This is a genomic window from Streptococcus sp. 4886 (assembly GCF_013276485.1).
Lineage (GTDB): Bacteria > Bacillota > Bacilli > Lactobacillales > Streptococcaceae > Streptococcus.
In genome coordinates this window covers 70,382-97,318 of record NZ_VMLD01000004.1, presented here as the reverse complement: position 1 = coordinate 97,318, position 26,937 = coordinate 70,382, and the positions used below count along the sequence as shown (strand labels likewise).

The window sequence follows — 26,937 nt, the reverse complement described above, 5'->3', positions numbered from 1 at the left end:
CATCTACCTTTGTTTTCGCTTTCATTATATATTTTTTATTGCTGGATGATAAGGGACAGATTCTAATATTTGTCCCCTTTTAAACCCGTTTAAAACATTTTTTTGGTAAAATGAAGTAAGTAAAAGAAAGGTTTCCTATGGCATCATCACTCATTACAAAAAAACGGATTGCCAAGGCATTTAGAGACCTATTAGCTACTAGAGAATTTGATAAAATCTCTATTGTAGATATCATGGAATCAGCTGGCATTCGTAGACAGACCTTTTATAATCACTTTCTTGACAAATATGAACTACTAGACTGGATATTTGAAAATGACTTAACCGAGTATATCACCAATAACTTGGACTTCATTTCAGGCCAAAAGCTATTACAAGAATTATTTTTTTATTTCGAACAAGAGCGTGACTTTTATATTCAACTTTTTGATATTCAAGGGCAAAATAACTTCTATGACCACTTTATCAGCTACTGTCGCTTGCTTGTATCAAAAATTTTAAGAGAATACGGTCAGATTGATAGCGATTCATCTGCTTATACTTGTTTTTTGTTAGACTATCATTCACATGCTCTAGCAGAAATCGTGAAGGCTTACGTCAATAAAAAAAGTCCAGTTCCACAACCAGACTTTCTAATCATGACAATTATTGGAAAGAGACCACAATGACATTTATTTCAAATCATAAACAGAAAATTATTTCAAGTTACATTTCGGCAACTGTCAGCAGTCATCCTGAATTAGAAAAACACCCTACCTTACCACTAGTCTATCAAAAAAATCGCAATCCTCATCAGGTTCCAATATTGGCGGGTGGGGGTTCCGGTCACGAACCTGCGCATATTGGATATGTGGGAGAAGGAATGCTTACTGCTGCTATCTATGGCCAATTATTTACTCCACCTACAAGAACTGAAATCTTAGAGTCCATTCGTTTTTTAAACAATGGTCACGGTGTCTTCATCATTGTAAAAAATTTCGAAGCAGACATCAAAGAATTTAGCTGGGCCATTAATACTGCTAGACAAGAAGGAATTAAAGTCAGCTATAGTCTCGCACACGACGATATTTCAATTGAACCTCACAATAGATTTCAAATTAGAGGAAGAGGGCTTGCAGGGACAATTTTACTTCATAAAGTTCTAGGATATGCAGCTCAAAATGGTGCCGAAATAGAGCAACTAACTGATTTAGGTCATGAACTTGCTCCCGAAATCGCAACAATTGGCTTTGCAACGAAATCGGCTAGTCTCCCTCAAACCACCCTTCCACTATTTAACTTGGAAGAAGGAAATATTTCTTATGGTATTGGGATACATGGCGAAGAAGGCTATCGTATCGTCCCATTCCAATCATCGGAAATCCTTGCAAATGAAATTATAAGTAAATTAAGATTGCACTATCATTGGAAAAAGGGTGATCAATTTATATTGCTTGTAAATAATCTAGGCACTACCAGCAACTTAGAAATGGGCATATTTATCAATGATCTCCTTCAACTCTTAGAAATTGAAGGAGTCACTATTACTTTTATAAAATCAGGAACATTTATGACCAGTCTAGATATGGCAGGTATATCCGTAACTCTTTGCCCTGTAAAAAATAAACAGTGGTTAGAAGCGCTCAATGCTCCAACGACAGCTTTTGCATGGTAATTTGCTTGTATAACTCAAAAGGGCTACATCACTTGATAGCCCTTTGCTTTTATCTTATACTCAATGAAAATCAAAAAGCAAACTAGGAAACTAGCCGCAGGCTGTACTTGAGTACGGCAAGGCGACGTTGACGCAGTTTGAATTTGATTTTCGAAGAGTATTACGTTTAAAAAAATTCATTCTTTCTATTTCAAACAGTCCATCTATCCCTTACAATTCTTCCGATGAGCTTTGAGTTTTTTCAGAGCCCAATCATAGTGACTGGAAGTGCTACTGACAAAGTAGGAACCTAGACTTGTCCCTCCCGTCCACTGATAGATACCTTTGGCAAAGAGTTCGTCATTGCTAAAAACTTCTATCAACTCTAAAACTTCTTTATGTGATTGTTCCAAGAGTCTAGTCGCTTCTTCTAAGGACGTTTTCTGGTGCTTCTTCCAAAAAGCGACATTCATTTCTCCATAAGTTTTCCAATTATAAGGTTCAGGGAGAAAAGGTCTTTCGTGACCTTTTTGATTAGAATGTACCCAAGTCAAAAGTAACTGATGCCATTCATAAAGATGGATCAAGACATCCCGCAGATTTTTATCCCTTTTCCAGTGAGCTTCTTTTTTCTTTAGGTCTCTTGAAAAATCAAATGGAGTCTGTAGCTCATCTTCACTTAATTGAGAGATGAAGAGGTTAAGCTTTTCATAATTTTCCTTAGAGGCCAGCATTAGCTCCTCTTTTGTTTTCGGTCTAGGCACAGAGTTCTCCCTTCATATTACTAGTTATTATTAGAAATTTTTTATCCTTTAAATCTCTATAACTTATCCTTTAATTTCTCAACAAAGAGATAGGCTGCTGGACAGGTCAAAGTATTCTTAATCGTCAAATGGTTGATTTGATGGATCTTTTTGCGATCTGTATGGGGGAACTCTCGACAGGCCTTTGGACGAACGTCATAGATGGAACAGAGATTATCTCCTCCTAAAAAGGGACAGGGCATGGATTTGAAAACCTTATCCCCATCTTCATCCACCTGCAGAAATTCAGCTTCAAAGGCCGGTAATTTCATCTTAAAGTACTTAGCAATACGAGTGATGTCTGCTTCCTTGAAGTCAGGTCCCAATGTCTTGCAACAGTTGGCACAGGCCGTACAATCAATCTCCGCAAAGACTTCCTCGTGAATCTGCTGGGCTATCTTATCTAGATTTTTTGGTGGCTTTTTCTTTAAATTGGCTAAAACTTTACGGTGCTCCTTCTGCTTTTGTAAGGCTAGCTGGTGGTAGTACTCAATATCAATTTCTTTAGACATGGTTTCTCTCTTATTCTATTTGTTTCCCCCTATTATATCATGCCTCTGACTCATTGAAAAGTGGACTTTACAAGACTATACTATTCCCGAATGTATCAAAAAACCTTGCAACTAGGTTACAAGGTTAATGACATTAATCAAAGTTAACGTATTCTTTTTGAAGTTCAAGAACTTCTTCCATTGTTGAACACTCTGTAAGGGCACGGTTAGCGTACTCTTCCATCTTAGCAGTATCCAATTTCTTCATCAAGCTACGTGTACGAAGTACAGATGTTGCTGACATAGAGAACTCATCCAAGCCCATTCCGACAAGAAGTGGAACAGCTTTTTGGTCACCAGCCATCTCACCACACATACCAGCCCATTTACCTTCAGCGTGAGCTGCCTTGATAACGTTGTTGATCAAGCGAAGGATTGATGGGTTATATGGTTGGTAAAGGTATGAAACTTGCTCGTTCATACGGTCTGCTGCCATTGAGTATTGAATCAAGTCGTTTGTACCAATCGACATGAAGTCTACTTCTTTTGCAAATTGATCTGCAAGCATTGCTGCTGCAGGGATTTCAATCATGATACCAACTTGGATGTCATCCGCAACTGCAACACCTTCAGCAAGAAGGTTTGCTTTTTCTTCTTCATAAACTGCTTTAGCTGCACGGAATTCTTTCAAAAGGGCAACCATTGGGAACATGATACGCAATTGACCATGAACAGAAGCACGAAGAAGGGCACGGATTTGTGTACGGAACATTGCATCTCCAGTTTCAGAAATAGAGATACGAAGGGCACGGAATCCAAGGAATGGGTTCATTTCGTGTGGCATATCGAAGTAAGGAAGTTCCTTATCTCCACCAATATCCATTGTACGAACAACCACTGGTTTACCATTCATTCCCTCAAGAACAGCCTTGTATGCTTCATACTGCTCATCTTCTGTTGGGAAGTCTTGAGAATCCATATACAAGAACTCTGTACGGTAAAGTCCAACAGCTTCTGCACCGTTGTTGTTAACACCTTCAACGTCTTTTGGAGTACCGATGTTAGCAGCCAACTCGAAATGTTTACCGTCAGCAGTCACTGTTTGAGCATCTTTCAAAAGTGCCCATTCAGCTTTTTGTTTAGCATAAGCTTCACCAGCTGCTTTAAATTCTGCCGCTTGTTCATCTGTTGGGTTGATAATCACTTCACCAGTAATTCCGTTAACGGCAAGGATATCACTGTCTTTCACTACTTCAGTGATGTTATTTGTTCCCAATACAGCTGCAATTTCAAGTGTACGTGCCATGATAGCTGAGTGGCTTGTACGTCCACCGATGTTTGTTACAAAAGCTTTTACAAAGTTTTTGTCCAATTGAGCTGTATCAGATGGTGTCAAGTCATGTGCAATCACGATTACTTCTTCATTGATAGAAGCTGGGTTTGGCAATTTCTTACCAAGAAGGTTTGCCAATACACGTTTTGTCACGTCGCGGATATCCGCTGCACGTTCTTGCATGTATGGGTTGTCTTCCATGCCTTCAAAGATAGTGATGAACATGTCAGTCACTTCTTTAAGACCTGCTTCTGCATTGACTTTCTTAGCACGAATTGTTTCTTTAATCTGACCAATCAATTCTGGGTCAGAAAGAACCATCAAATGAGCGTCAAAAACTTGAGCTGCTTCTTCACCAAGCGTACCTACAGCTTTCTCGCGGATAAGAGAAAGCTCGTTTTGAGAAGCTTCAAGAGCAACATCCAAACGAGCCTCTTCTGCGTTTGTATCTTCGACTGAAATAGTCTCGAATGACAAATCCGGTTGAACGAGTAGATATGCTTTTGCAACTGCAACACCGTCAGATGCTGCGATTCCTTTAAGCATTTCTGTCATTTCCCTTATGCCAATCCTTCTTTTTCCATTGTTTCTGAGATTGCAGCGATAGCGTCATCTGCATCTGCACCTTCAGCTGAGATAGTTACATCAGCACCTTGGCCAACACCAAGACTCATAACACCCATAATTGATTTAAGGTTAACTGATTTACCTTTGTACTCAAGAGTGATATCTGAAGCAAATTTGCTAGCAGTTTGTACCAACAATGTTGCTGGACGTGCGTGAATACCTGTTTCTGCCACTACGTGGAAATCTTTAGAAGCCATAGTTTGACTCTCCTTTTGTTCTTTCTTTTTTTGAGTTATATGTGATAACCCTTACAATTTGGTATTATACCATCTTCTAGGATTTTTTTCAAGCATTTTCTGGATTTTCCTTCAATTTCTTTTCAGATAACTTGCTGAAAATCTTCTATCCTAGATAACAAAACACAGGATATAGTTTCTTTAAAAACGATTTATACGATAATCATTGCTGTTTTATAAAGCAAACACTACATATTGTGTTTTGTGAGCTTAAGTAGAAAAATTGACCACTATATTTAGTTCAAATCATTGACAAAATTTTATTTTCTGATATACTAAGATAGTATTAAATTTTGAAGAGGAGTTACACAATGGTAACCGTTTATTCTAAAAACAATTGTGTCCAATGTAAAATGACCAAGCGTTTCTTGGACAGTAATAATGTCTCTTATCGTGAAATCAATCTTGATGAGCAACCTGAGTATATCGATCAAGTTAAAGAGCTCGGTTTTAGCGCAGCTCCTGTTATCCAAACACCAACTGAAGTCTTTTCAGGTTTCCAACCAGGAAAACTGAAACAATTAGCATAATCTTAGTACATCATCCAGAAGAAACTGCTTCTAGGGCGAACTTAGAGGCCTTTCTTTTGTAATTAGATAAGGGAAATTTTATGGGATTAAAACATCTTGAGGACGTGACTTACTTCCGTCTCAATAACGAAATCAACCGTCCTGTTAATGGACAAATCATGCTTCATAAAGATAAGGAAGCCTTGGATGCCTTCTTTAACGAAAATGTCGTTCCAAACACTATGGTTTTTGATTCAATTACTGATAAAATCAACTACCTCATTGAACACAACTACATCGAAACAGCTTTTATCAAGAAATACCGTCCAGAGTTCTTGGAAGAATTGGCTCAATTTATCAAAGACCAAAACTTCCAATTCAAGTCATTCATGGCAGCTTATAAATTTTACAATCAATATGCCTTAAAGACTAATGACGGTGAATATTATCTTGAAAGTATGGAAGACCGTGTCTTCTTTAACGCCCTTTATTTCGCTGATGGGAATGAAGCTGTTGCAATCGATATTGCCAATGAAATCATCCACCAACGCTACCAACCTGCTACTCCTTCTTTCCTCAATGCTGGACGTGCTCGTCGTGGGGAGTTGGTATCTTGTTTCCTAATCCAAGTGACGGATGATATGAACTCTATCGGACGTTCTATCAACTCAGCTCTTCAACTTTCACGTATTGGTGGTGGTGTGGGAATTACCCTCAGCAACCTTCGTGAAGCTGGTGCACCTATCAAAGGCTACGAAGGAGCAGCTTCTGGTGTCGTACCAGTCATGAAACTCTTCGAAGACAGCTTCTCTTACTCTAACCAATTGGGTCAACGTCAAGGTGCCGGTGTTGTTTACCTCAATGTCTTTCACCCAGATATCATCGCCTTCCTTTCAACTAAGAAAGAAAATGCTGATGAAAAAGTTCGTGTCAAAACCCTATCACTTGGTGTTGTAGTACCAGATAAATTCTACGAATTGGCTCGTAAAAATGAAGAAATGTACCTCTTCAGCCCTTACTCTGTAGAAAAAGAATACGGTGTGCCATTCAACTACATCGACATTACTGAAAAATACGATGAATTGGTCGCAAATCCAAATATTCGCAAGACAAAAATCAAGGCGCGTGATTTGGAAACTGAAATCTCTAAATTACAACAAGAGTCTGGCTACCCTTATGTCGTCAACATTGATACGGCTAACCGTGCAAATCCTGTTGATGGTAAGATTATCATGAGCAACTTGTGTTCTGAGATTCTTCAGGTTCAAGAACCAAGCTTGATCAACGATGCTCAAGAATTCCTTCAAATGGGAACAGATGTTTCATGTAACCTTGGTTCAACCAACGTGGTTAACATGATGACTTCACCTGACTTTGGTCGTTCTATCCGTGCTATGGTTCGTGCTTTAACTTTCGTTACAGATAGTTCACACATTGTGGCTGTACCTACGATTGACCATGGAAATAGCCAAGCCCACACCTTTGGTCTTGGTGCTATGGGACTTCACAGCTACCTTGCCCAACAACTGATTGAATATGGTTCACCTGAGTCTGTTGAATTTACAAGCATCTACTTTATGCTTATGAACTACTGGACTTTGGTTGAGTCAAACAATATCGCGCGTGAACGTGGTATCACCTTCCACAATTTTGAAAAATCAGACTATGCTAACGGAAGCTACTTCGACAAGTATATTACAGGCGAGTTTGTTCCAAAATCAGAACATGTTAAAGAACTCTTCAAAGATGTCTTTATCCCAAGTGTTGCTGACTGGGCTGAACTTCGCGACAAGGTTCAAGCAGATGGTCTTTACCACCAAAACCGCCTTGCTGTTGCTCCAAATGGTTCTATCAGTTACATCAATGACGTTTCTGCTTCTATCCATCCGATTACGCAACGTATCGAAGAACGTCAAGAAAAGAAAATCGGGAAAATCTACTACCCTGCTGCTGGATTGTCAACAGAAACCATTCCTTACTACACTTCTGCCTACGACATGGATATGCGTAAAGTGATTGATGTTTACGCTGCTGCGACAGAGCACGTGGATCAAGGACTTTCGCTCACCCTCTTCATGCGTAGTGACATTCCAAAAGGTCTTTACGAATGGAAGAAAGAAAACAAACAAACAACACGTGACTTGTCTATCCTTCGTAACTATGCCTTTAACAAGGGTATCAAGTCTATCTACTACGTCCGTACCTTTACAGATGATGGTGGAGAAGTCGGTGCCAACCAGTGTGAAAGCTGTGTGATTTAGTTTCTAGCATAGAAACACTATTTTTCCCTAAGCAGCACTGATAAAATCAAATCTACTAGGTCATAACATAATTTATGTAACATTTTAAAAGTCGGGCTTCCGACTTTTTGTGCGATACTCCTATAGAATTATGGTAAAATAGAAATAATTGTGAGTTCGCAATACTAAACACAGAAAGAGATTTCAAATGGAAACTTACTACAAAGCCATTAACTGGAATGCTATCGAAGATGTCATCGACAAATCAACTTGGGAAAAACTGACGGAGCAATTTTGGCTCGATACACGTATTCCCTTATCAAACGACTTGGATGACTGGAGAAAGCTATCTAACAAAGAGAAAGACTTGGTCGGAAAAGTTTTTGGTGGTTTAACCCTTCTTGACACTATGCAATCTGAAACTGGGGTTCAAGCCCTTCGCGCAGACATCCGTACACCACATGAGGAAGCTGTTTTCAATAACATCCAATTTATGGAATCTGTCCACGCTAAATCTTACTCATCAATCTTTTCTACCTTGAATACTAAGGCTGAGATTGAAAAAATTTTCGAATGGACCAATACCAATCCTTACCTACAAAAGAAGGCTGAGATTGTCAACGAAATCTACCTAAACGGCAGCCCACTTGAAAAGAAAGTTGCCAGCGTCTTCCTCGAAACCTTCCTCTTCTACTCTGGTTTCTTCACTCCCCTCTACTATCTCGGTAACAACAAACTTGCCAACGTTGCAGAAATCATTAAATTGATTATTCGTGACGAGTCTGTTCACGGAACCTACATTGGTTACAAATTCCAACTTGGTTTCAATGAATTGCCTGAAGAAGAGCAAGAAAAACTCAAAGAGTGGATGTACGACCTACTCTATACTCTTTATGAAAATGAAGAAGGCTACACAGAGAGTCTTTATGACGGTGTTGGTTGGACTGAAGAGGTTAAAACCTTCCTTCGCTACAATGCCAATAAAGCTCTCATGAACATGGGACAAGATCCACTTTTCCCAGATTCAGCTGAAGATGTGAACCCAATCGTTATGAACGGTATTTCAACAGGAACTTCCAACCATGACTTCTTCTCTCAAGTCGGAAATGGTTACCTTCTTGGCGAAGTTGAAGCCATGCAAGACGATGACTATAACTACGGTTTAGACTAATACTCTTCGAAAATCTCTTCAAACCACGTCAGCTTCGCCTTGCCGTAGATATGCTCACTGACTTCGTCAGTCTTATCTACAACCTCAAAACTGTGTTTTGAGCAACCTACGGCTAGCTTCCTAGTTTGCTCTTTGATTTTCATTGAGTATAATTCTCCACCACTCTTAACTATCAAAAAGTAAACTAGAAACAACAAAATAATAACTTAATAAAAATATCGAAAGTTTTGAAAATAAACCTCGATATTTTTGTTTTTGTTTTTGTTTTATTTTGTTGTTTTTGTATTTGAATGATGAGCTAGTTTATGGTAAGATAGTAGTAGGAAACGAGGTGATAATATGCTCAAACAAGAAAAATTAACCAAAATTTTAGAGATAGTAAATAGTAAAGGAACCATAACGGTTAAACAGATTATGGACGAAATAGCCGTTTCAGATATGACTGCAAGGCGCTATTTACAGGAATTAGCTGATAAAGATTTGCTGATTCGTGTGCATGGTGGAGCTGAAAAACTTCGAACCAACTCCCTTTTGACTAATGAGCGATCAAATATTGAAAAACAAGCCCTCCAAACGGAAGAAAAACAAGAAATAGCCCGTTTTGCAGGCAGTCTAGTAGAAGAAAGAGAAACTATTTTTATTGGACCAGGAACAACATTAGAATTTTTTGCGCGTGAGTTGCCTATTGACAATATCCGCGTCGTGACCAACAGTCTACCTGTTTTTCTGATTTTAAGCGAACGAAAATTAACAGATTTGATTTTGATAGGTGGAAATTATCGCGATATTACAGGTGCTTTTGTTGGCACATTGACCCTACAAAATCTCTCTAATCTCCAATTTTCTAAAGCTTTCGTTAGCTGTAATGGTATTCAAAACGGAGCTCTAGCTACTTTTAGCGAGGAAGAGGGAGAGGCTCAACGCATCGCTTTAAATAATTCTAATAAAAAATATTTACTCGCAGATCATAGTAAGTTCAATAAGTTTGATTTTTATACTTTTTATAATGTATCAAATCTTGATACTATTGTTTCAGATTCTAAACTAAGTGATTCAATCCTTTTTGAACTATCTAAACTTACTAAAGTCATCAAGCCTTAATAAACTGAAAGATTCTGGGTAACAACTCAATTTCAGAAGTAAATGAAGTAAATCTTCCCACAATAAAACGCATAGTATCAAGGTTTCAACACTTGATATTATGCGTTTTTCTGTATCAAAGACTTTTTGCCCAATTGCTTTATCTGCAACCTCAAAGCTATGCATTGAGAAACCTGCGACTTGATTTCTAGTTTAAAGTTGCTCTTTGATTTTCATTGAGTATAAGCAACGTGATTAGATAAAAGTTTTGCAGCGTACTAAATATAAGATTTAACTTTTTTGGAAATTGGTTATGATTGTTGAAACGGCATAAAATCTGAATCAAAGGAGATAGTATCCCATTCTTCAGGATTGATAAAATTTAAAAAGATATTTTTAAATTCTTCCAGCTCATAATCTGAATGACAAATCCATTCTTTACCGGTCGAGACATACCATTTCCCAAGGCTTTTCAGTTCTTCATTCGTCAAACACGGTATTTGAGAACATTTATCAAAATTGATAATATAAACTTTTTCATAAATTGATTGAATAAAATCTTTGAACATCTTTTTGCCTCACTAAAATTCTATATCTAATGACTAAATCTACTAGTCTATAATCTGAGTTTCCGCTACTTTCTTGTACCAGTGAGCTGATTTCTTAGGATAACGTTCTTGAGTTTCAAAGTCTACATAGAAGAGACCGTAACGTTTCTCATACCCATTTGACCATGAGAAGACATCCATCAATGACCAGATGAAGTAACCTTTTACATTAGCTCCATCTGCAATCGCATCAGATAAAACCTCCAAGTGTTGCTTCACATAATCAATACGTCCATCATCGTAAACAGTGTTATCAACGAACTCATCTTTATAGCCAAGACCATTTTCAGTGATGTAAATCTTCTTGTAGTTGGGATAATCTTTCTTCACACGCATGATTTGGTCATACAAACCTTGAGGGTAGATAATCCAATCCCAATCCGTACGTGGCACATAATCAGGAGCTACACGACGACCAACACCTTTGATTTGGTATTTAGAGCTTCCTTTCTCACCCTTACCATTATGAATGATTTCAGTTTCGCCATCAAAGGCTTCCATCCAGTCACTCATATAGTAATTGATTCCAAGGAAGTCGTTCAAGTCTTTTGCAGCTTCTAATGCTGTGAAATCTTCTTCACGAAGATCCAAGCTACCACCATTGGCAGCCAAGATAGCCTCTACCCCTGCCAGGCTCTTTTCAGAGTAGTGACCCAGATAAGTTGCATCCAAGATAAATTTGTTATGGATAATGTCCTCCAACTCTGCCGCAATAACATCTGCAGGATTTTCAGGATCTAGAGGATACTTAGTAGGCAGAGCATGAACAACCCCAATTTCACCTTTATAACCTTTATCTTTATATAGCTTGACTGCACGCGCATGAGACACCATCATATTGTGGTGCGATTGGAAGACTTTGGCAAGGTCGTACTGGATACCTGGAGGGAATTTCCCAACCAAGTATTGACCATCACCGATTGGTCCAATTTCATTAAAGGTTGTCCAATAGTTTACTTCTGGAAATTCTTCAAAACAGAAGGCTGCGTAGTCTACAAAGTGTTCAATGTTTTCACGGTTTAAGAAGTCGCCATTTGAGTGAAGAGCTTCTGGTGTGTCAAAGTGGTGAAGAGTTACAAAGGGCTCAACGTGACGTTTGTGACACTCTGCAAATAAATTATGATAAAACTCAACACCTTTAGCATTTACTTCACCATAACCAGTCGGGAAAATACGTGACCAGGCAATAGAAATTCGAATGCCATTGACACCATACTCTTCTGCCAACTTGAGGTCAACTGGGTATCGATTGTAAAAATCACTAGCTGGTTCTGCAGTGTACCAGTAGTTATCTTCAAGATATTTATCCCACGCAACTGGTCCTTTTCCATCAGTATGTGTAGCACCTTCTGCTTGATAAGCAGCTGTTGCGCCACCAAAAATAAAGTCTTTTGGAAGTGTTTTTGTCATTTTTTTCACCTTTTTCTTGATTTAAATAAAGTAAAAGTGAGAGGAGAGGAGTCAGTGAGCCATCCTTCTCCATCTCACTTCTTGTACCAAGTCACCGAATTGTGACATGAGGAGGTAAAAACGATATCTTTTTACCGACGAATTAACAAGGCGATTAGGAAATTCGCCATAGCGATTTCCGTAACGATAGGAGACTGTTTCACAGTCCCTATCGTTAATCGAATTGAGCTTGTACAAATGCTAGAGCACCTTTTCCATCACGAGTTAATTTGATGTATTGAGCGCCTTCTGTTTTCGCAAGTTTAATACCGAGCTTATCTGTTTCTGCTTTCATGTCTTCAAAGTTTGAAGCAACCTGAGGGGCAAGGATAACCAAATCAAACTCTGGTAACATTTCACGGTGAGCACCATAGCCACCTGCTGCTGCTTTCACAGGGACATTGTATTCTGCTGCTGCCTTATTCAAAGCATTTGCAAGGAGTCCACTTGTACCTCCACCAGCACAGAGAACGAGGACATTTGTTTCTTCAGTGATGGTATTTTGTGCTGCATCGACACCCGCTTTTTCAAGAATAGCATCCGCTTTTGCAGTGTTGAAGTTTGCAGCAACTTTTTCTTTCAATTCATCATTAGACTTACCTGAACGTTCTTCTTCAAGAATTTGTTCATCATAGACCTTAAGGAATGGATAGTAAATGACAACGTCAACCACGATTAGAAGGGCAGCAAGAATGAATGATAGCACTTGGAAGTTAGTTCCAAGAACTAGACCTAGTGGAGCTGGAGTTGTCCATGGTAGATTAGCAGTGAATGAGTTCATTCCAAGAGTTTCAATAAAGAATTTGAAAATCCATACGTTTGCGATTGGAGCAAAGATAAATGGAATGAAGAAGATTGGGTTCAATACAAGTGGTGCACCAAACAAGATTGGTTCATTTACACCGAAGAAGGTTGGAACTACTGAAGCACGTCCGATTGCACGGTTACGTTTAGATTTTGTTAACCACATGAACATGAATGGAACAACCAGTGTCGCACCAGTACCACCCATGGTAACAATAAACATTTGTGTACCAGAAGTAAGAATCTTGTCAGCGTGCATACCTTGTTGGAGAAGGTTCAAGTTGACTTCTGCATTAGCATAGGTAATTGCTGCGATAGCAGGCTCAACGATAGATGGACCATGAATCCCAACAAACCAGAAGAAGGCAAAGGCACCAAAGATAATGGTAATACCTAGATAGCCATCAGCTGCAGAGAATAATGGAGCAAAGAATTTACCGATTGATTCTGCCACACTAGAACCAACAAAATGACGAGCTAGTAAATCAAGAGCATAAAGTGAAACAACTGAGAGAGTGAATGGAATCACATCTTTAAAGACTTGTGAGATATTTGGTGGAACTTCGTCAGGCATACGAATTGTCACATTATTCTTCACACAAACTTTATAGATGTTTACTGTGATAAATGCAGCAAGGAAGGCTGAAAGCAAACCTTTTGTCCCCAAGAATCCAGTAGCTAGACCATTTTCGATAGGATCAGCTGCCAACATCAACAAACCAACAATTGCTGCCAACAATGTTGACATATAGTTGATTTGATTGGTTTTCTCCATGCTTCGATTGACTGAGTCAGTTAAAGATTTAGCTGTTGTACCAGCTACCAAGAGAGCCAGAATACCCATAGAATAGCTATAAGGTTTCATCAGAAAAGCTACAACTTCATCAGACCATTTAAAGCCCCATGAGTTTGGTACAAAGGCAATTAAGATAAAGATACTTGAGAAGAGAATAACAGGCATACCTGCAATGAAACCATCACGAATAGCACGAAGATAGATATTACGAGATAGTTTCTCAAAGAAAGGCTTTCCTTTCTCAATAAATGCAATTAGTTTATTCATTATTTAACTCCTCTCTTGTACAGTTCAATTAAATGGTGCATCAAATCTTTTAACAAAATAGTTGTCATCAAGTGGTCTTGGCCATGCATCATGGTCACACTATACGCTAAGTCCTCACCAGAAGCTTCCTTAGTCAATAGACTTGTTTGCGCGTGGTGAGCCTCAGCAATACAGCTACCAGCTTCCTCAACTAATCTGTCCGCTTTCGCAAAATCACCAGCTTCAGCAGCCTTCAAGGCTTCCAATAGTTTTGAACGAGCATCGCCAGCATAGGCTACGATTTCAAAACCTAACAATGTTACTTCTTCTCTATTCATGATAGAATTCTCCTTATATAATATAGTGTTAAATAATTTTTATGACAATAAACGTTGGATATGTAGAACTAGATAAACTCGTTCACTTTTATACAAATCAAGACCCGTATGTTGCGTAATCACATCATAGATCTTGGAACCAATCTCGAACGCTTTTGGATAGGATTGTTTAATATGGTCTTCCATATCCAGAAGTGATTGGTTATCATCTCTAGATCTGTCTAAATAATCCAAGAAATAATTCAAATGAATCATAAAGCGATCATAGAAATGGTTATTCTCTTTGGTTCGCTGAATTGCATATTCCTTTAGAACTTCTTCAACATTCCTGAGAATTTCTTTCCTCTTATCAATCGACTCAACCACTTGGACTTCATTCTCGCCTTCGGCATTGATGAAATGATAAGCAATCCGAATAATTTCATCCTCAGGAAAATGATCTGCTAGCTTCTGACGGTAAATTTCAAAAGCTTCATTTGCGATTTGAAAAGCGACAGGATACTTAGCAGAAATATCTGGCAGATTACTATCCTTGTACCTTCCTTGTGCTAGAGCTTGGTAAGAACAGTAAATATGATCTGTCAAGGTTACGTAGAGATACTCTTGAATCGGATAATGATATTTCTTTGATAGCTTATCAATGATTTCATAAGTCACTGTGATAAAATCAAGCGGAACATCTTTGAGGAGAGCCATAAAGTTTTCTCTGGACTCTTCGGTCTTCATCCGAAAGATTTTCTCAACCTGATTTTCAGCAATCAAATCTCCCTTCTTCTTTCCAAATGCAATCCCCTTACCAATTACAATCACCTCTTCTCCCTTATCATTTCTGACAAGCGAGACATTGTGATTCATTGGATTTAGAATTCGATACATGTCAACCTCCTTTTATATCTTAAAGGTATATGAGTACAAAAAATGACCACAAATGAACTAGAAAATCATCCGATTCCTAATTCACCTGTGATCATGCCTAATATTACTCAGTAACACTCACCTTGTATTAACTTGTGATTTAAGTATAGCACAAGTAAGTTATTTTGTAAACCTTTACATACAACTTTTTTTAAAAATTTTTTAGTTTCATGTTCCTAACCTCGAAGGACTTTCTTACACGCGTTCTTTCCATGAAGTCGCTGTTGTTTGAAGAACTTTGTTGAGTTCGTCAATGTTTTCAAAACCAGTTGTGCGAAGCCATTCGCGAGCTGCTGCTTCACCATCTTTGATGTAAGCTTCAACTGATCCAGCCCATGTAGCACGGCCACAAAGAACTCCATTAAAGTTTGCACCTGATTCATGGGCAAATACAAGGGTATCTTGGAAAAGTTTAGCTGATACACCAGCACTCAAGTAGATATATGGCAAGTTAGTTGCTTCATCTTGTGCTTTGAAGAAGGCTGCTGCTTCTTCACGTGTATAAACTACTTCACCTTCAGCGAATCCTTCAACATATTTAATGTTAACAGGAACTTCAACTTTCAAGACATCAATGTTAAAGCGTGGGTCTGAGAAGACTTTCATAGCACCGATAACTTTGTGTGGTTTTACTTTAGCGTATTCTACAGAACCTGCGTCCGCAATTTTTTCATCGTAAGCAAGGATTTCAAGGAAGAATGGAATATCTTCAGCCACACACTCAGAACCGATACGTTCGATGTAAGCCTGTTTTTCTTGGTTGAGTTCGTCTGAGCTATCTACATCATAGTAAAGCAAGAATTTAACTGCATCTGCACCTTCTTCTTTAATACGTTTTGCAGACCAAACATCCAAGCAGTCAGGCAAGCGTTTTGTGCTTGTTGTATCATAACCTGTTTTTTCATAAGCAAGAAGGAGACCAGCTTTTTCATCAAGAGCTTTAGTTGCTGGAAGTCCATACTCAGGGTCAAGAAGCATAGATGAAGCGTATTTAGTCAATTCATCTGCTACCAAAACTTTCAGTTCTTCCATTTGAGCCACAGTTGGTTCTTCTGTTTGGTGTTGAGCCATGAGGCGTTTCAAAGCACCACGTTGGTCAAATGCAAGAGCTGAGATGATACCATTTTCATCAGAAAGTTTTTCTAAGCGTGCACGTTTTTGTTCTGTTAAAGCCATTTTATACCTCTTTTACTATTAATTGATCATATAGAGCTTGATAGTTGGCCATGTTGACATGACCAGTCATTTTTTCTTGAGCATTGAGCATACCAAGGACATTTGCCTTGATGAGTAATACTGCATCCGATTCTTTATGAAGTAGTCCTGAAGAAATTCCTGCTACAGTAGAGTCTCCAGAGCCAACAGGGTTGACTACCTGAATTCTAGGAATATCTACCTTGTAGAAAGTGTTGCCGTGTTTGGAAAAAGCACCATTGGCACCAAGTGAAACGATAATCCATTCAATCCCTGCAAACAAAGGTTCTTGAAGTACTTCTTTTAATTCATCCAAATCCTCAGAAACTTCTCTTCCAAGAAGCTGAGATAATTCCTCATTATTTGGTTTGATGACTGTTGGTTTATGTGATGATTCCAGAACCGCCTGAAGTGCTGCACCAGAGCAGTCCAAGACTACAGGCTTGCCAGCTTGATTAGCAAGTTCTACCAAGCTCGCATAGTAGTCAACTGGAAGGCCAGCTGGTAAACTACCTGAGATAGCTACTACTTCAACTGACTCCAGAAGATTTTTGAAATGTTCCAAAAAGTCTTGACCTTCTTGTTCAAGAACTTCAGGTCCTTTTTCAAGAACTTCTGTTTGGTTGTCTCCGTGAAGAATAGCGATACAGTTACGAGTTTCTCCCTGAATAGAAAAGAAATCTTTCTTTACTTGATCATCGATATGTTCAACCAAAAACTCACCAAGTTTACCACCAACTAAACCAGTAGCAAGAACAGAATCTCCAAATTCTGAAAGTACTCGGGTAACATTGAGTCCCTTACCACCAGCCGTTTTGGTTACATCCACCACACGATTGACAGTATCAATCTTCAACTCATCCAAGGGATAGGAAATATCAATGGATGGGTTCATTGTGACTGTTAAAATCATAAGTCACCTCTTAGTCGTGGTATTCTCCACGATCCCATTTTTCAAGGAATTCAGTGAAGAAGTTTGCGTCTGTTTGTTGAGCATTGTGACTTTCAACGTGTTCAATTTTCGCAATCAATTTTTTGTTTTCTTCAGATGGTTTGTATTCAGCATGGATGAAAGCTTCGATGATATCGCACATGAGCAATTCACCAGTAATCTTACCACCAAAGCCGATAACGTTAGCGTTCAATTGTTCTTTAGCATAAAGGGCTGTTGTCATATCACGAACCAAGGCAGAACGGACACCTGGAACTTTATTTACAGCGTTGTTGATACCAACACCAGTACCACAGATACATACTCCAAGATCAGCTTGACCGCTAGTTACAGCTTCACCAACTTTTTTACCAAAGATTGGGTAGTGAGTACGTGTGTGGTCATAGGTACCAAAGTCGATGACTTCATATCCTTTTGATTTCAAAAATTCTGAAACCGCCATTTTTTCATCTGTTACGATGTGGTCACATCCAATTGCAATTCTCATTAGTTATTCCCTCCGATTAATTATATAAATCTAATATCATTTATCCTTACTCAAGAAAAATCAAGATTAGCTTAGGAAGCGAGCTGCGAGCATAACTGAGGTTAGCTAAAGTGAGCTGACGACAGATTATCTTGATTTTTGAAGAGTATTAGCACATTTTGTTCAACATGTCGACCCGAATTTGGTGACGTCCACCATCGTATTTACCGTTAACAAATCCTTTAGCGATGTTTTTAGCCAATTCGTCACCAACAAGTTGTGCACCCATAGTGATCATACGTGAGTTGTTGTGGCCACGAGTCATATAAGCTGAACGTTCGTCAGAAACTTCTGCAGCAACCATTCCTTTGATTTTTGTTGCGACCATAAATGGACCAGCACCGTAAGCATCAATCACGATACCAAGGTTTTGTTCTTCTTTGTTCACTTCTGCAGCAACAGCGAGAGTCACATCAACAAAGTCTTGACCTTCAGCTGTAACATCCACAACGTGGAAATTTTCTTTTTCTAAGAAGTCTTTCACAACTTCTTTCAATCTCAAACCTGCAGCATCTGCACCGATAACAATAGACATATTGTATACTCCTTTTTATTTTTTCTATGCTGGATTCCAGCAGTGTATTGGCTGTCTTTAAAAAACAGTCAATTAGTCCTCACAAACATAATATACTACTATTGTTTGAAAAAGTCAACAGTTTGTGTTTGTTTTTGTTATTTATTTTTTACTTTTTTATAAAACTTCTATCTCAAAACCTAATTCTTCAACCTGATTGGCTTCTAAGAGACGAACATTCTTCTTATCTTCTAAATGATCTCCTTCTTCAAGGGATGTTGACAAGCCAGACCATGGTTCAAAGGCAATGAAAGGTCCCTTGTTCAAAGTTGACCAGATGATGAGGTTTGGAAACTCTGCAAAGTGCACTTTCAATCCCTTATCATGTTTACGAGAACGAAGGGCAATTGTTCGAGATTGCAATTCATCCAAAGTCACTGCATCTGTGCTGAAAAGATCATGGCTTAGGTCTAATTCTTTTTGATTCTCTAACCATGGACTTCTATCTTGAAAGTCAAGCATCCCTGTTTCTGGGAAAGGACGTGGAACAGAGCAAGTCTCTTCTTTCTCAAACTCTAAATAGTAATCTTCATAGACCTCATCATCAAGCAGAGGACAATTAAATCCTGGATGTCCACCAATAAAGTAAGGCATGACCTTGCTAGTTTCTTTATTAATTATTTTGTATTGAGTTCGTACTGTCTTGCCAGTAAGGCTATAAGTGATTTCTAGGCGGAAATGATAAGGATAGTTTTGATAGCTATTCTCATCGTCTTCAATTGCAAAAGTTACACTCTTATCTGTCTGTTCAACTAATTCAAATTCTTTCTTGCGGACCAGACCATGACGAGGAATCTTTCCTTTGCTTTCCTGACCCTTCTCATCTATATAGACGGCTGTATCCTCTCTCAATGAACCACAAATAGGAAAGAGAACAGGAGCTTGTCCACTCCAATAAGTAGCATCCCCTTGCCACAAATACTCAAGTCCCTCAGCATCTTTTATAGAAGAAAGAGCCCCACCAAAACTGTTAAATTGAACTCTTAATTGTTCTGATTTTAATTCAATTACCATTATTTTCTCCAATTTCTTGATAGTTTATAAAAAACTAGGCTGTCACTCCTAATGGTATGACAACCTAGTTTCAACAATTTACACTCTGCGAAAATCCAATTCAAACTTCGTCAGCGTCGCCTTGCCGTAGATATGGTCACTGACTTCGTCAGTCTTATCTACAACCTCAAAACTGTATTTTGAGCAACCTGCGACTCGCTTTCTAGTTTGCTCTTTGATTTTCATTGAGCTTACATTTTATAGGAGCGCATTATTTTGCTTTTGCTGCGTACTCTTCGTTACGTTTGATCATTTGTTTTCTGTACCAAGCAAAGATACCGATATAGAATACAAGGAAGACTACAGCACCAAGGATTGCTTTGATATCACCAGTTGTAGTGTTACCAATTGTCCAACCAAGAAGTTTTTCGATTGGTCCTTCAAGAGTTGAGTGAGTAATCAATTGAGTTTCACTCACACCTGCTGGGAAAGCACCTACACCTTTAGCAAGTTCTGTTGCAAATGGTGCAATAAGTGTACCTGAAAGAAGGAAGAGTGGCAACAAGAGTGTTCCGAAGATGATCATACGGAGCAATTTACCACGAGTTACAACCAAGAGAGCTGGAGTAACACCCATAGCAATGATACCTGCAAGTGGCAAGATACCATTTCCGACTTTTGAAAGAAGTACTGCTTCAACCAACATGATTGGTGCAAGTACGTTAGCACAAGCCCAAATTTCAGCACGACCAGCGATGAATGGCCAGTCAAGACCGATGTTGAATTTACGTCCTTGAAGACGTTTAGTAGCAACGTTTGTAATACCTTGTGAAAGTGGTTCTACTGCTGCGATGAACCAAGAACCGATAAGTGAGAAGAGTTCCAAAGATACACCGGCAGTCAAACCAAGAGACAACCATCCTTTAATAACTAGACGCCATTTATCTGCATCTTCAACACCTGCAATTGGATGTGGAGTTCCCATAATACCGATAACGATACCAAGGATGAAACCGATAAAGAATTTAGAACCCCAGAAACCGATTTTCTTGTTCAATTTTGCGGCGTCAAAGTCGTATTTATCAAGACCTGGGAAGAATTTTTCAAAAATCTTATCCAAAACCATGATAACTGGGTTCATCATGTAGTTCATGTGAGTTGAAGTCATTGGAGATGAACTTGGTGCATTAAGAAGGTCATCAAATGTAGGTTTCATCAAATCAGAGTTGATGATTTTAAGAACCCCAACAAGTACAATAGCTGCTGTAGCAATCAAGAGTGAAACCCCTTGGCTCACACCATTGTTGTCAGCATACCATTTAATCAAAAGACCTGTGATAGACAAGTGCCAGATATCAAAGATATCAACGTCAAGTGTATCTGTTTTCTTCATAGCTAGCATCACTATGTTGACAATCAACATGATGAGCAAGAAGTAAAGTGTCCAAGCAGAACCCCAAGTGATTGTAGCAAGTGGTGCCCAACCAACGTCAGTGATACTCAATTGGATACCAGTATTTTCAACGAATTTTGCAAGCGACGCTGAGAAAGCACCATTTAGCATACCGATGATAGCTCCGATACCAGTAAGAGCGATGGCAAGTTTGATACCACCTTCAAGCGCTTTGGAGAATTTCACTCCAAAAAGTAAAGCCAATAATGTCAAAATGATTAACATGATGACAGGTCCACCCATATCTAAGATAGGTGTGAAAAATTCTTTGATTAGCCCAAAGATTGCATCCATAACAGTTCCTCCCTTTTTTATGTTATATGAATGTTAACAAATTAAAATTAGCTTAACCCGTGTTCTTTGATAGCTGCTTCAATATTATCATATACTGGAGCACTCATAGCTGGGATACGGAATAAGATTGGTCCAGCTTCGATAACTGGAATACCTGGGTCAAAACCAAGGTCTGTCGCAGCAATTGGTGTGAAGATGTCATAACCTTTGATAAGGTCTTCGTTAACGTCTTTGACCATAACTGCATCACAGTGAACATCGTAGCCACGGTTTGAAAGTTCTTCTTCAAGAGCACTTTTAATTTGGTGGCTTGAGTTAACACCTGCACCGCAGGCAGCAAGAATTTTAATCATATGGATCTCCTCCGATTTAATATTTTTAATAGACAAGATTAAGCGATTGCTTCAGCGATATAAGCATAGAGGGCTTCTGGTTCAGAAATTTTTGATAGGTCTTCAAGATGACCATTTCCTGTGAAGAAGTCCATCAACTGAGCAAGAATATTCGTTTGACTTGAACTTGAGTTATTAATGATAAAGAAGAGTAAAGATACTTCTACTTCCTTATCCGGCGCAATCATATTGTGGAAAGTCACTGGTTTTTCTAATCGAACGACCACAACTTTTTCAGCCAGATTATGAACAATATCTGTGTGAGGAATAGCCACATTCGGCAAATCCTTACCCAAAAATTCCATATCTAAGCCAGTTGGAAATGACTTTTCACGCGTAATCAAGGCTTCACGATAGGTTGGAGTCACGATTTCTCGTTCTTCCAATAAAGTTGCAACCTGATCAAAGAGATGTTCTTGATTATTCGCTTCTAAGCAAAACACAAGGTTTTTGTCAAAGAAATGCTCTAATCCCATAAGGTTTTCCCTTCTTTCCATTAACTTTATGCCATAAGTATAACACTATATGAAATCGTTGTCAATAGTTTTCTGTTGATTTTTGTCTCTTTTTTTATATTTTTGTTGTGTTTATAGTTTGTTATATAAAAATAAACACACAAACAAATACTCCAAGCATTTTTTCTGTTCTAATACTCAATGAAAATCAGAGAGCAAACTAGGAAGCTAGCCGCAGGTTGCTCAAAACACAGCTTTGAGGTTGCAGATAAAACTGACGAAGTCAGCTCAAAACATGGTTTTGAGGTTGTAGATGAAACTGATGAAGTCAGCTCAAAACATGCTTTTGAGGTTGTAGATAAGACTGACGAAGTCAGTTATCATATCTACAGTAAGGTGACGCTGACGTGGTTTGAAGAGAGTTTCGAAGAGTATAAAAACTAAAAAAGCAGGCCATCTAAGCCTGCTTTACGATTGATTCTTATATAAATTTTCTATGAAGAAGGAAATGCATTTCTGATAACTTATTCTTCATCCATGCTCAAAACGCTGAGGAAGGCTTCTTGCGGAACTTCTACTGATCCGATAGCTTTCATACGTTTCTTACCAGCTTTTTGTTTTTCAAGGAGTTTACGTTTACGAGAAACGTCACCACCGTAACATTTAGCAAGTACGTTTTTACGAAGGGCCTTAATATCAGTACGAGCCACAATCTTGTGTCCAATAGCTGCTTGGATTGGAACTTCAAATTGTTGACGAGGGATGATTTTCTTGAGCTTATCAACGATAAGTTTCCCACGTTCGTAGGCAAAATCCTTGTGAACGATAAAGCTAAGGGCATCCACCTTGTCTCCGTTGAGAAGGATATCCATTTTGACCAGCTTAGATGGGCGATATTCTGACAATTCGTAGTCAAAACTTGCATAACCACGTGTCGAAGACTTAAGCTTATCAAAGAAGTCAAAGACGATTTCAGCCAGTGGAATTTGATAGATAACATTGACACGGTTATCATCGATATAATCCATAGTCACAAAGTCCCCACGCTTACGCTGAGCTAATTCCATTACTGCCCCGACAAACTCCTGTGGTACCATGATTTGCGCCTTAACATAAGGTTCCTCAATGGTCGCAATCTTAGTTGGGTCTGGGAATTCAGACGGGTTGGACACATCCATAGACTCACCGTCTGTCAGATTGACTTTATAGATAACAGACGGAGCTGTCATGATGAGGTCGATGTTGAACTCACGCTCTAAACGTTCTTGAATAACATCCATATGAAGAAGTCCAAGGAAACCACAACGGAAACCAAATCCAAGTGCCTGAGATGTTTCTGGTTCAAATTGGAGACTAGCATCATTCAGTTGCAATTTTTCAAGGGCTTCACGTAGGTCATTGTACTTGTTTGACTCGATAGGATATAGACCCGCAAAGACCATGGGATTCATCTGCTTGTAACCATGTAATGGCTCAGCTGCAGGATTGGTTGCCAAGGTAACGGTATCACCCACACGAGTATCCTGAACCGTCTTAATAGACGCCGCAATATAACCAACATCACCAGTAGCAAGAAAATCACGACCAACTGCTTTGGGTGTGAAAATACCGACTTCCGTAACATCAAAAGTCTTACCATTGCTCATGAGCTGAATCTTATCACCAGGTTTGACCACTCCATCCATGACACGAACTTGGAGGATAACCCCACGGTAAGCATCGTAAACCGAGTCGAAAATCAAAGCCTTAAGAGGTGCCGTCACATCACCTGTTGGCGCTGGCACTTTTTCCACGATTTGCTCAAGGATTTCCTCGATACCAATACCAGCCTTGGCAGAAGCCAAAACTGCTTCACTGGCATCCAAACCAATCACATCTTCAATCTCTGTACGCACGCGCTCTGGATCTGCAGCTGGCAGGTCAATTTTGTTAATGACTGGCATGATTTCCAAATCATTGTCCAAGGCTAGATAAACGTTGGCAAGGGTTTGAGCCTCAATTCCTTGAGCAGCATCAACTACCAAAATCGCTCCCTCACAGGCAGCTAGCGAACGTGAAACTTCATAGGTAAAGTCAACGTGTCCTGGTGTATCAATCAAGTGAAAAATATAAGTTTCCCCATTTTTTGCAGTGTAATTGAGCTCGATGGCATTTAACTTAATGGTAATCCCACGTTCCCGCTCTAAATCCATACTATCCAAAAGTTGGGCCTGCATTTCACGGCTTGAAACTGTCTCTGTCTTTTCCAAAATGCGGTCTGCTAGAGTTGATTTTCCGTGGTCAATATGGGCGATAATAGAGAAGTTACGGATCTTCTCCTGTCGTTTTTTCAATTCTTCTAAGTTCATGATTCTCTTCCTTTCAGGGTATCTATTTATTATAAATTGTTTTTGACATTTTGACAAGACCATACCCTGCTAGGAGTACTAATCTTCAGCGACAAAGCCGTCATTTTCGATAAAGTGATGTTCTGTCATTCCTTGTTCTGTAAAGACAATCCCGTGAAGGACACCACCATAAACAGCTCCTCCATCCATTCCAATCTTGCCATCTTCTGTAGTCCAAAGCTCAGCTGTACCACGCTCTTGCTTTAACAAACCATAAACTGGTGTGTGACCAAAGACAATGATTTTTCCAGTATGATTTTCTGCTTCGTGGAATGGTTTTCTAAGCCAGACTTTTTTATAATCTGTAGTTTCATGCCAGTCATCCAATGTTAAATCAATACCTGCGTGAACAAAGATATACTTATCTGTCTCTACCACAAAAGGCATTTGACGAATAAATTCGACCAAGTCTGCTGCTTCAGTAGCAACACGCTTGGCATCCTCGACCCCATCAACTGGTGCATCCAAGGGACGACCTAGGATAGAGTTAATGGTTGTATCTCCACCATTGCGACGATAATGGTCATAGCTTTCTTCTGGGTCATCGAGCCAAGTCAAAAACATATACTCGTGGTTTCCTGACAAACAGATAGCACCTTGATTATCAACCAAGTCCTTAACCATTTCAAGGACACGGCGACTATCTTCACCGCGGTCAATCAAATCCCCTAGAAAGAGCAACTGGGTCTGACCATCCCATGTTTTGAGAAGGTCTTCTAGCATTCCAGCTTTTCCATGAACATCTCCAATTACATAATAATCTGTCATCTTATTTCTCCCTGTTTCTCAACAATTCTCTGGCTTGCGTCAGAGCTGCTTCCGTCACATCATCACCTGCCAACATCTTGGCAACTTCCTCCACTCGCTCTTCAACCGTCAAGAGACGAACAGTTGAAACGGTTGAATGCTCATTGCTAATCTTCTCAATAAAGAATTGATAATCCGCAATCGCAATCACTTGTGGCAAATGAGAAATAGCCAGTACCTGACCATGCTGACCAATCTTGTGAATCTTCTGCGCAATAGCTTGGGCTACACGACCTGAAACTCCCGTATCCACCTCATCAAAGACAATGCTAGTCTTGCCTTCTTTACGTGAAAAGGCAGACTTAATAGCTAGCATAAGACGGGATAATTCCCCACCAGATGCAACCTTGACCAAGGGTTTAAAATCTTCACCAGGGTTGGTTGAAATGTAAAACTCGACCATTTCATTTCCCTCACGACTGAATTTGCCCTTGCTAAAACGAACCTGAAACTGGGCTTTTTCCATATAGAGGTCTTGCAGTTCTTGTTTAATCTCAGTTTCGAGCTGCTGGGCCAAATCATGACGAGCAGATGCAAGCTGGCCTGCCAAATCGACAAGATTAACTTCCAATTTCTTGAGCTCGGTTTCCATGTCCTCAGACGAAAGATTATTGCCTGTCAAGAGATTGTATTCTTCCGTAATCTTGGCAAAATAAAGCAAAACATCGTCTACAGTCCCACCATACTTACGGGTAATGGTATGAAGGAGGTCCAAACGATTCTCAACCTGCATAAGACGATTGCCGTCAAAATCAAGGTCCTCAATGATAGCTTCCAGACGTTTGCTAATGTCTTCTAAGACATAGTAGGTCTCAGATAGTGAGCTTGAAATTTCACGATATTCCGGGTCGTACTCTTCGACACTTTCCATATCATTCATGGCCGAACGAACATTAGCCAGACTCGAGAACTCTTCATTGTCCAACATACTGTAGGCATTGGTCAGCGTATCCGCAATATTTTTATGATTGAGAAGTTTATCACGCTCTTGATTGAGAGCCAGATCTTCTCCAGCTTGCAAGTTTGCTGCCTCAATCTCTGCCATTTGAAATTCCAACATTTCAATACGAGCCTTGTGTTCCTGTTGGTTTTTCTTGACTTCCAGAACCTGCTTACGCATTTTACGGTAGGCATCAAAACTCGTTTGATAGGTTTCTTTTAAGTCCCAAAAAGCTACGTCGCCAAATTCATCCAACATCTGGATGTGCAGTTGAGGACGCATTAACTCTTCTTGGTCATGCTGACCATGTATATCCACAAGATGTTGCCCAATAGCACGCAAAACAGACAGATTGACCATCTGGCCATTGACACGACTAATACTCCGACCATTTTGCAAGATTTCCCGACGGATGATAATCTCATCACTCATGTCCAAACCTTGCTCATCAAAAATTTCCTGTAAAAGGCGACTATTTTCAACTGAGAAAAGTCCCTCAATCTCTGCCTTTGGTGCACCATGACGAATAACATCTGTCGTCGCACGAGCTCCCAACATCATATTCATGGCATCAATGATAATCGACTTCCCTGCACCCGTTTCACCAGTCAGGACTGTCATTCCCTTCTCAAAATGGAGGGAAATAGCCTCAATAATGGCAAAGTTTTTTATCGAAATTTCAAGTAACATA

29 protein-coding genes are annotated in these 26,937 nt (G+C 39.3%); 7 read left to right on the top strand and 22 right to left on the bottom strand.

Going from position 1 to position 26,937, the window contains the following annotated elements:
- The first annotated feature begins 137 nt into the window (after positions 1-137).
- Together dhaS and dhaQ are read left to right on the top strand one after the other, a co-directional pair.
- Positions 138-668, top strand: coding sequence for a dihydroxyacetone kinase transcriptional activator DhaS (dhaS, locus tag HT679_RS02005; protein ID WP_112443715.1), 531 nt, complete (start codon positions 138-140; stop codon positions 666-668).
- On the top strand, positions 665-1,654 hold the full coding sequence (gene dhaQ, locus HT679_RS02000; RefSeq protein ID WP_166731700.1) for a DhaKLM operon coactivator DhaQ: 990 nt from the start codon (positions 665-667) through the stop codon (positions 1,652-1,654). Before dhaS ends, dhaQ begins: the two co-directional genes overlap by 4 nt.
- A gap of 203 nt (positions 1,655-1,857) precedes the next feature.
- Here dhaQ and HT679_RS01995 read toward each other — a convergent pair whose 3' ends face one another.
- From HT679_RS01995 to HT679_RS01980, 4 genes are all read right to left on the bottom strand, one after another.
- Positions 1,858-2,397: a ClbS/DfsB family four-helix bundle protein gene (locus HT679_RS01995; protein ID WP_173212595.1), complete on the bottom strand. Its 540-nt coding sequence runs from the start codon at positions 2,395-2,397 to the stop codon at positions 1,858-1,860.
- Positions 2,398-2,453: 56 nt separating this feature from the next.
- Positions 2,454-2,948 carry a YkgJ family cysteine cluster protein gene (locus tag HT679_RS01990; protein ID WP_000031471.1) on the bottom strand — a complete coding sequence of 165 codons (495 nt, stop codon included), beginning with the start codon at positions 2,946-2,948 and terminating at the stop codon, positions 2,454-2,456.
- Positions 2,949-3,081: 133 nt separating this feature from the next.
- Positions 3,082-4,815 carry a phosphoenolpyruvate--protein phosphotransferase gene (gene ptsP, locus HT679_RS01985; protein ID WP_138704059.1) on the bottom strand — a complete coding sequence of 578 codons (1,734 nt, stop codon included), beginning with the start codon at positions 4,813-4,815 and terminating at the stop codon, positions 3,082-3,084.
- Between the two features lie 5 nt (positions 4,816-4,820).
- Positions 4,821-5,084 (bottom strand): phosphocarrier protein HPr, encoded by a 264-nt coding sequence (locus HT679_RS01980; RefSeq protein WP_000146947.1) that lies wholly within the window; start codon positions 5,082-5,084, stop codon positions 4,821-4,823.
- 350 nt (positions 5,085-5,434) lie between these two features.
- On the opposite strand from HT679_RS01980, the gene nrdH reads away from it, so the two are divergent.
- The 3 genes from nrdH (at position 5,435) to nrdF (ending at position 9,043) form a co-directional block, all read left to right on the top strand.
- Positions 5,435-5,653, top strand: coding sequence for a glutaredoxin-like protein NrdH (gene nrdH, locus HT679_RS01975; protein WP_000259247.1), 219 nt, complete (start codon positions 5,435-5,437; stop codon positions 5,651-5,653).
- An 80-nt stretch (positions 5,654-5,733) separates the two neighbouring features.
- Positions 5,734-7,893 carry a class 1b ribonucleoside-diphosphate reductase subunit alpha gene (nrdE, locus tag HT679_RS01970; RefSeq protein WP_173212593.1) on the top strand — a complete coding sequence of 720 codons (2,160 nt, stop codon included), beginning with the start codon at positions 5,734-5,736 and terminating at the stop codon, positions 7,891-7,893.
- Between the two features lie 187 nt (positions 7,894-8,080).
- Positions 8,081-9,043 (top strand): class 1b ribonucleoside-diphosphate reductase subunit beta, encoded by a 963-nt coding sequence (gene nrdF / locus HT679_RS01965; RefSeq protein WP_173212591.1) that lies wholly within the window; start codon positions 8,081-8,083, stop codon positions 9,041-9,043.
- Here nrdF and HT679_RS01960 read toward each other — a convergent pair.
- Positions 9,040-9,186, bottom strand: coding sequence for a hypothetical protein (locus HT679_RS01960; protein ID WP_023933379.1), 147 nt, complete (start codon positions 9,184-9,186; stop codon positions 9,040-9,042). The two genes, nrdF and HT679_RS01960, sit on opposite strands and share 4 nt — an antisense overlap.
- 196 nt (positions 9,187-9,382) lie before the next feature.
- Between HT679_RS01960 and HT679_RS01955 the strand changes: the two genes are divergently transcribed.
- Positions 9,383-10,144, top strand: a complete 762-nt coding sequence (locus HT679_RS01955; RefSeq protein WP_173212589.1) for a DeoR/GlpR family DNA-binding transcription regulator — start codon at positions 9,383-9,385, stop codon at positions 10,142-10,144.
- Positions 10,145-10,434: 290 nt separating this feature from the next.
- Here the strand turns inward: HT679_RS01955 and HT679_RS01950 are convergent, their stop codons facing one another.
- The 14 genes from HT679_RS01950 to HT679_RS01885 all read right to left on the bottom strand — a co-directional run bounded on the left by HT679_RS01950 (position 10,435) and on the right by HT679_RS01885 (position 22,133).
- Positions 10,435-10,692: a DUF3884 family protein gene (locus HT679_RS01950; RefSeq protein ID WP_173212587.1), complete on the bottom strand. Its 258-nt coding sequence runs from the start codon at positions 10,690-10,692 to the stop codon at positions 10,435-10,437.
- A gap of 42 nt (positions 10,693-10,734) precedes the next feature.
- Positions 10,735-12,141: a 6-phospho-beta-galactosidase gene (gene lacG, locus HT679_RS01945; protein ID WP_173212585.1), complete on the bottom strand. Its 1,407-nt coding sequence runs from the start codon at positions 12,139-12,141 to the stop codon at positions 10,735-10,737.
- 214 nt (positions 12,142-12,355) lie between these two features.
- Positions 12,356-14,047, bottom strand: coding sequence for a lactose-specific PTS transporter subunit EIIC (locus HT679_RS01940; RefSeq protein WP_173212583.1), 1,692 nt, complete (start codon positions 14,045-14,047; stop codon positions 12,356-12,358).
- The gene (locus HT679_RS01935; RefSeq protein ID WP_049510514.1) at positions 14,047-14,364 is read right to left on the bottom strand and encodes a PTS lactose/cellobiose transporter subunit IIA; all 318 of its coding nucleotides are present in this window, start codon (positions 14,362-14,364) and stop codon (positions 14,047-14,049) included. The genes HT679_RS01940 and HT679_RS01935 overlap by 1 nt, the downstream gene beginning before the upstream one ends.
- Before the next feature lie 39 nt (positions 14,365-14,403).
- Positions 14,404-15,240: a transcription antiterminator gene (locus tag HT679_RS01930; RefSeq protein WP_138700044.1), complete on the bottom strand. Its 837-nt coding sequence runs from the start codon at positions 15,238-15,240 to the stop codon at positions 14,404-14,406.
- A 234-nt stretch (positions 15,241-15,474) separates the two neighbouring features.
- Positions 15,475-16,455 (bottom strand): tagatose-bisphosphate aldolase, encoded by a 981-nt coding sequence (gene lacD, locus HT679_RS01925; RefSeq protein ID WP_001229114.1) that lies wholly within the window; start codon positions 16,453-16,455, stop codon positions 15,475-15,477.
- 1 nt (position 16,456) lies between these two features.
- Complete coding sequence (locus tag HT679_RS01920; protein WP_173212581.1) at positions 16,457-17,386, bottom strand: tagatose-6-phosphate kinase; 930 nt, start codon at positions 17,384-17,386, stop codon at positions 16,457-16,459.
- A 10-nt stretch (positions 17,387-17,396) separates the two neighbouring features.
- Positions 17,397-17,912 (bottom strand): galactose-6-phosphate isomerase subunit LacB, encoded by a 516-nt coding sequence (lacB, locus tag HT679_RS01915; protein ID WP_001216913.1) that lies wholly within the window; start codon positions 17,910-17,912, stop codon positions 17,397-17,399.
- A gap of 148 nt (positions 17,913-18,060) precedes the next feature.
- The gene (lacA, locus tag HT679_RS01910) at positions 18,061-18,486 is read right to left on the bottom strand and encodes a galactose-6-phosphate isomerase subunit LacA (protein ID WP_000029277.1); all 426 of its coding nucleotides are present in this window, start codon (positions 18,484-18,486) and stop codon (positions 18,061-18,063) included.
- 156 nt (positions 18,487-18,642) lie between these two features.
- The gene (locus HT679_RS01905; protein ID WP_173212579.1) at positions 18,643-19,539 is read right to left on the bottom strand and encodes an aldose 1-epimerase family protein; all 897 of its coding nucleotides are present in this window, start codon (positions 19,537-19,539) and stop codon (positions 18,643-18,645) included.
- A 78-nt stretch (positions 19,540-19,617) separates the two neighbouring features.
- The gene (locus HT679_RS01900) at positions 19,618-19,764 is read right to left on the bottom strand and encodes a chlorohydrolase (protein WP_082242418.1); all 147 of its coding nucleotides are present in this window, start codon (positions 19,762-19,764) and stop codon (positions 19,618-19,620) included.
- A gap of 25 nt (positions 19,765-19,789) precedes the next feature.
- On the bottom strand, positions 19,790-21,265 hold the full coding sequence (locus HT679_RS01895; protein ID WP_173212577.1) for a PTS galactitol transporter subunit IIC: 1,476 nt from the start codon (positions 21,263-21,265) through the stop codon (positions 19,790-19,792).
- Positions 21,266-21,312: 47 nt separating this feature from the next.
- Positions 21,313-21,618 carry a PTS sugar transporter subunit IIB gene (locus tag HT679_RS01890; protein WP_000590550.1) on the bottom strand — a complete coding sequence of 102 codons (306 nt, stop codon included), beginning with the start codon at positions 21,616-21,618 and terminating at the stop codon, positions 21,313-21,315.
- 38 nt (positions 21,619-21,656) lie between these two features.
- Positions 21,657-22,133 carry a PTS sugar transporter subunit IIA gene (locus HT679_RS01885; protein WP_061771372.1) on the bottom strand — a complete coding sequence of 159 codons (477 nt, stop codon included), beginning with the start codon at positions 22,131-22,133 and terminating at the stop codon, positions 21,657-21,659.
- A gap of 180 nt (positions 22,134-22,313) precedes the next feature.
- On the opposite strand from HT679_RS01885, the gene HT679_RS11235 reads away from it, so the two are divergent.
- The gene (locus HT679_RS11235; RefSeq protein ID WP_240149565.1) at positions 22,314-22,556 is read left to right on the top strand and encodes a hypothetical protein; all 243 of its coding nucleotides are present in this window, start codon (positions 22,314-22,316) and stop codon (positions 22,554-22,556) included.
- A gap of 80 nt (positions 22,557-22,636) precedes the next feature.
- Here HT679_RS11235 and lepA read toward each other — a convergent pair whose 3' ends face one another.
- From lepA to recN, 3 genes are all read right to left on the bottom strand, one after another.
- Positions 22,637-24,460, bottom strand: coding sequence for a translation elongation factor 4 (gene lepA / locus HT679_RS01875; protein WP_138707776.1), 1,824 nt, complete (start codon positions 24,458-24,460; stop codon positions 22,637-22,639).
- A 78-nt stretch (positions 24,461-24,538) separates the two neighbouring features.
- Positions 24,539-25,267 (bottom strand): metallophosphoesterase family protein, encoded by a 729-nt coding sequence (locus tag HT679_RS01870; protein WP_173212575.1) that lies wholly within the window; start codon positions 25,265-25,267, stop codon positions 24,539-24,541.
- 1 nt (position 25,268) lies between these two features.
- A complete protein-coding gene (gene recN, locus HT679_RS01865) occupies positions 25,269-26,936 on the bottom strand; it encodes a DNA repair protein RecN (RefSeq protein ID WP_173212573.1) in 1,668 nt (555 codons plus the stop codon).
- Position 26,937 lies beyond the last annotated feature (1 nt).

What these genes read in the sequence shown, in the direction of transcription:
- dhaS (WP_112443715.1), top strand. Translation starts at nt 138, where the DNA reads ATGGCATCATCACTCATTACAAAAAAACGGATTGCCAAGGCATTTAGA.
- dhaQ (WP_166731700.1), top strand. Translation starts at nt 665, where the DNA reads ATGACATTTATTTCAAATCATAAACAGAAAATTATTTCAAGTTACATT.
- HT679_RS01990 (WP_000031471.1), bottom strand. Translation starts at nt 2,948, where the DNA reads ATGTCTAAAGAAATTGATATTGAGTACTACCACCAGCTAGCCTTACAA.
- ptsP (WP_138704059.1), bottom strand. Translation starts at nt 4,815, where the DNA reads ATGACAGAAATGCTTAAAGGAATCGCAGCATCTGACGGTGTTGCAGTT.
- HT679_RS01980 (WP_000146947.1), bottom strand. Translation starts at nt 5,084, where the DNA reads ATGGCTTCTAAAGATTTCCACGTAGTGGCAGAAACAGGTATTCACGCA.
- nrdH (WP_000259247.1), top strand. Translation starts at nt 5,435, where the DNA reads ATGGTAACCGTTTATTCTAAAAACAATTGTGTCCAATGTAAAATGACC.
- nrdE (WP_173212593.1), top strand. Translation starts at nt 5,734, where the DNA reads ATGGGATTAAAACATCTTGAGGACGTGACTTACTTCCGTCTCAATAAC.
- nrdF (WP_173212591.1), top strand. Translation starts at nt 8,081, where the DNA reads ATGGAAACTTACTACAAAGCCATTAACTGGAATGCTATCGAAGATGTC.
- HT679_RS01960 (WP_023933379.1), bottom strand. Translation starts at nt 9,186, where the DNA reads ATGAAAATCAAAGAGCAAACTAGGAAGCTAGCCGTAGGTTGCTCAAAA.
- HT679_RS01955 (WP_173212589.1), top strand. Translation starts at nt 9,383, where the DNA reads ATGCTCAAACAAGAAAAATTAACCAAAATTTTAGAGATAGTAAATAGT.
- HT679_RS01950 (WP_173212587.1), bottom strand. Translation starts at nt 10,692, where the DNA reads ATGTTCAAAGATTTTATTCAATCAATTTATGAAAAAGTTTATATTATC.
- lacG (WP_173212585.1), bottom strand. Translation starts at nt 12,141, where the DNA reads ATGACAAAAACACTTCCAAAAGACTTTATTTTTGGTGGCGCAACAGCT.
- HT679_RS01940 (WP_173212583.1), bottom strand. Translation starts at nt 14,047, where the DNA reads ATGAATAAACTAATTGCATTTATTGAGAAAGGAAAGCCTTTCTTTGAG.
- HT679_RS01935 (WP_049510514.1), bottom strand. Translation starts at nt 14,364, where the DNA reads ATGAATAGAGAAGAAGTAACATTGTTAGGTTTTGAAATCGTAGCCTAT.
- HT679_RS01930 (WP_138700044.1), bottom strand. Translation starts at nt 15,240, where the DNA reads ATGTATCGAATTCTAAATCCAATGAATCACAATGTCTCGCTTGTCAGA.
- lacD (WP_001229114.1), bottom strand. Translation starts at nt 16,455, where the DNA reads ATGGCTTTAACAGAACAAAAACGTGCACGCTTAGAAAAACTTTCTGAT.
- HT679_RS01920 (WP_173212581.1), bottom strand. Translation starts at nt 17,386, where the DNA reads ATGATTTTAACAGTCACAATGAACCCATCCATTGATATTTCCTATCCC.
- lacB (WP_001216913.1), bottom strand. Translation starts at nt 17,912, where the DNA reads ATGAGAATTGCAATTGGATGTGACCACATCGTAACAGATGAAAAAATG.
- lacA (WP_000029277.1), bottom strand. Translation starts at nt 18,486, where the DNA reads ATGTCTATTGTTATCGGTGCAGATGCTGCAGGTTTGAGATTGAAAGAA.
- HT679_RS01905 (WP_173212579.1), bottom strand. Translation starts at nt 19,539, where the DNA reads ATGGTAATTGAATTAAAATCAGAACAATTAAGAGTTCAATTTAACAGT.
- HT679_RS01900 (WP_082242418.1), bottom strand. Translation starts at nt 19,764, where the DNA reads ATGAAAATCAAAGAGCAAACTAGAAAGCGAGTCGCAGGTTGCTCAAAA.
- HT679_RS01895 (WP_173212577.1), bottom strand. Translation starts at nt 21,265, where the DNA reads ATGGATGCAATCTTTGGGCTAATCAAAGAATTTTTCACACCTATCTTA.
- HT679_RS01890 (WP_000590550.1), bottom strand. Translation starts at nt 21,618, where the DNA reads ATGATTAAAATTCTTGCTGCCTGCGGTGCAGGTGTTAACTCAAGCCAC.
- HT679_RS01885 (WP_061771372.1), bottom strand. Translation starts at nt 22,133, where the DNA reads ATGGGATTAGAGCATTTCTTTGACAAAAACCTTGTGTTTTGCTTAGAA.
- HT679_RS11235 (WP_240149565.1), top strand. Translation starts at nt 22,314, where the DNA reads ATGAAAATCAGAGAGCAAACTAGGAAGCTAGCCGCAGGTTGCTCAAAA.
- lepA (WP_138707776.1), bottom strand. Translation starts at nt 24,460, where the DNA reads ATGAACTTAGAAGAATTGAAAAAACGACAGGAGAAGATCCGTAACTTC.
- HT679_RS01870 (WP_173212575.1), bottom strand. Translation starts at nt 25,267, where the DNA reads ATGACAGATTATTATGTAATTGGAGATGTTCATGGAAAAGCTGGAATG.
- recN (WP_173212573.1), bottom strand. Translation starts at nt 26,936, where the DNA reads ATGTTACTTGAAATTTCGATAAAAAACTTTGCCATTATTGAGGCTATT.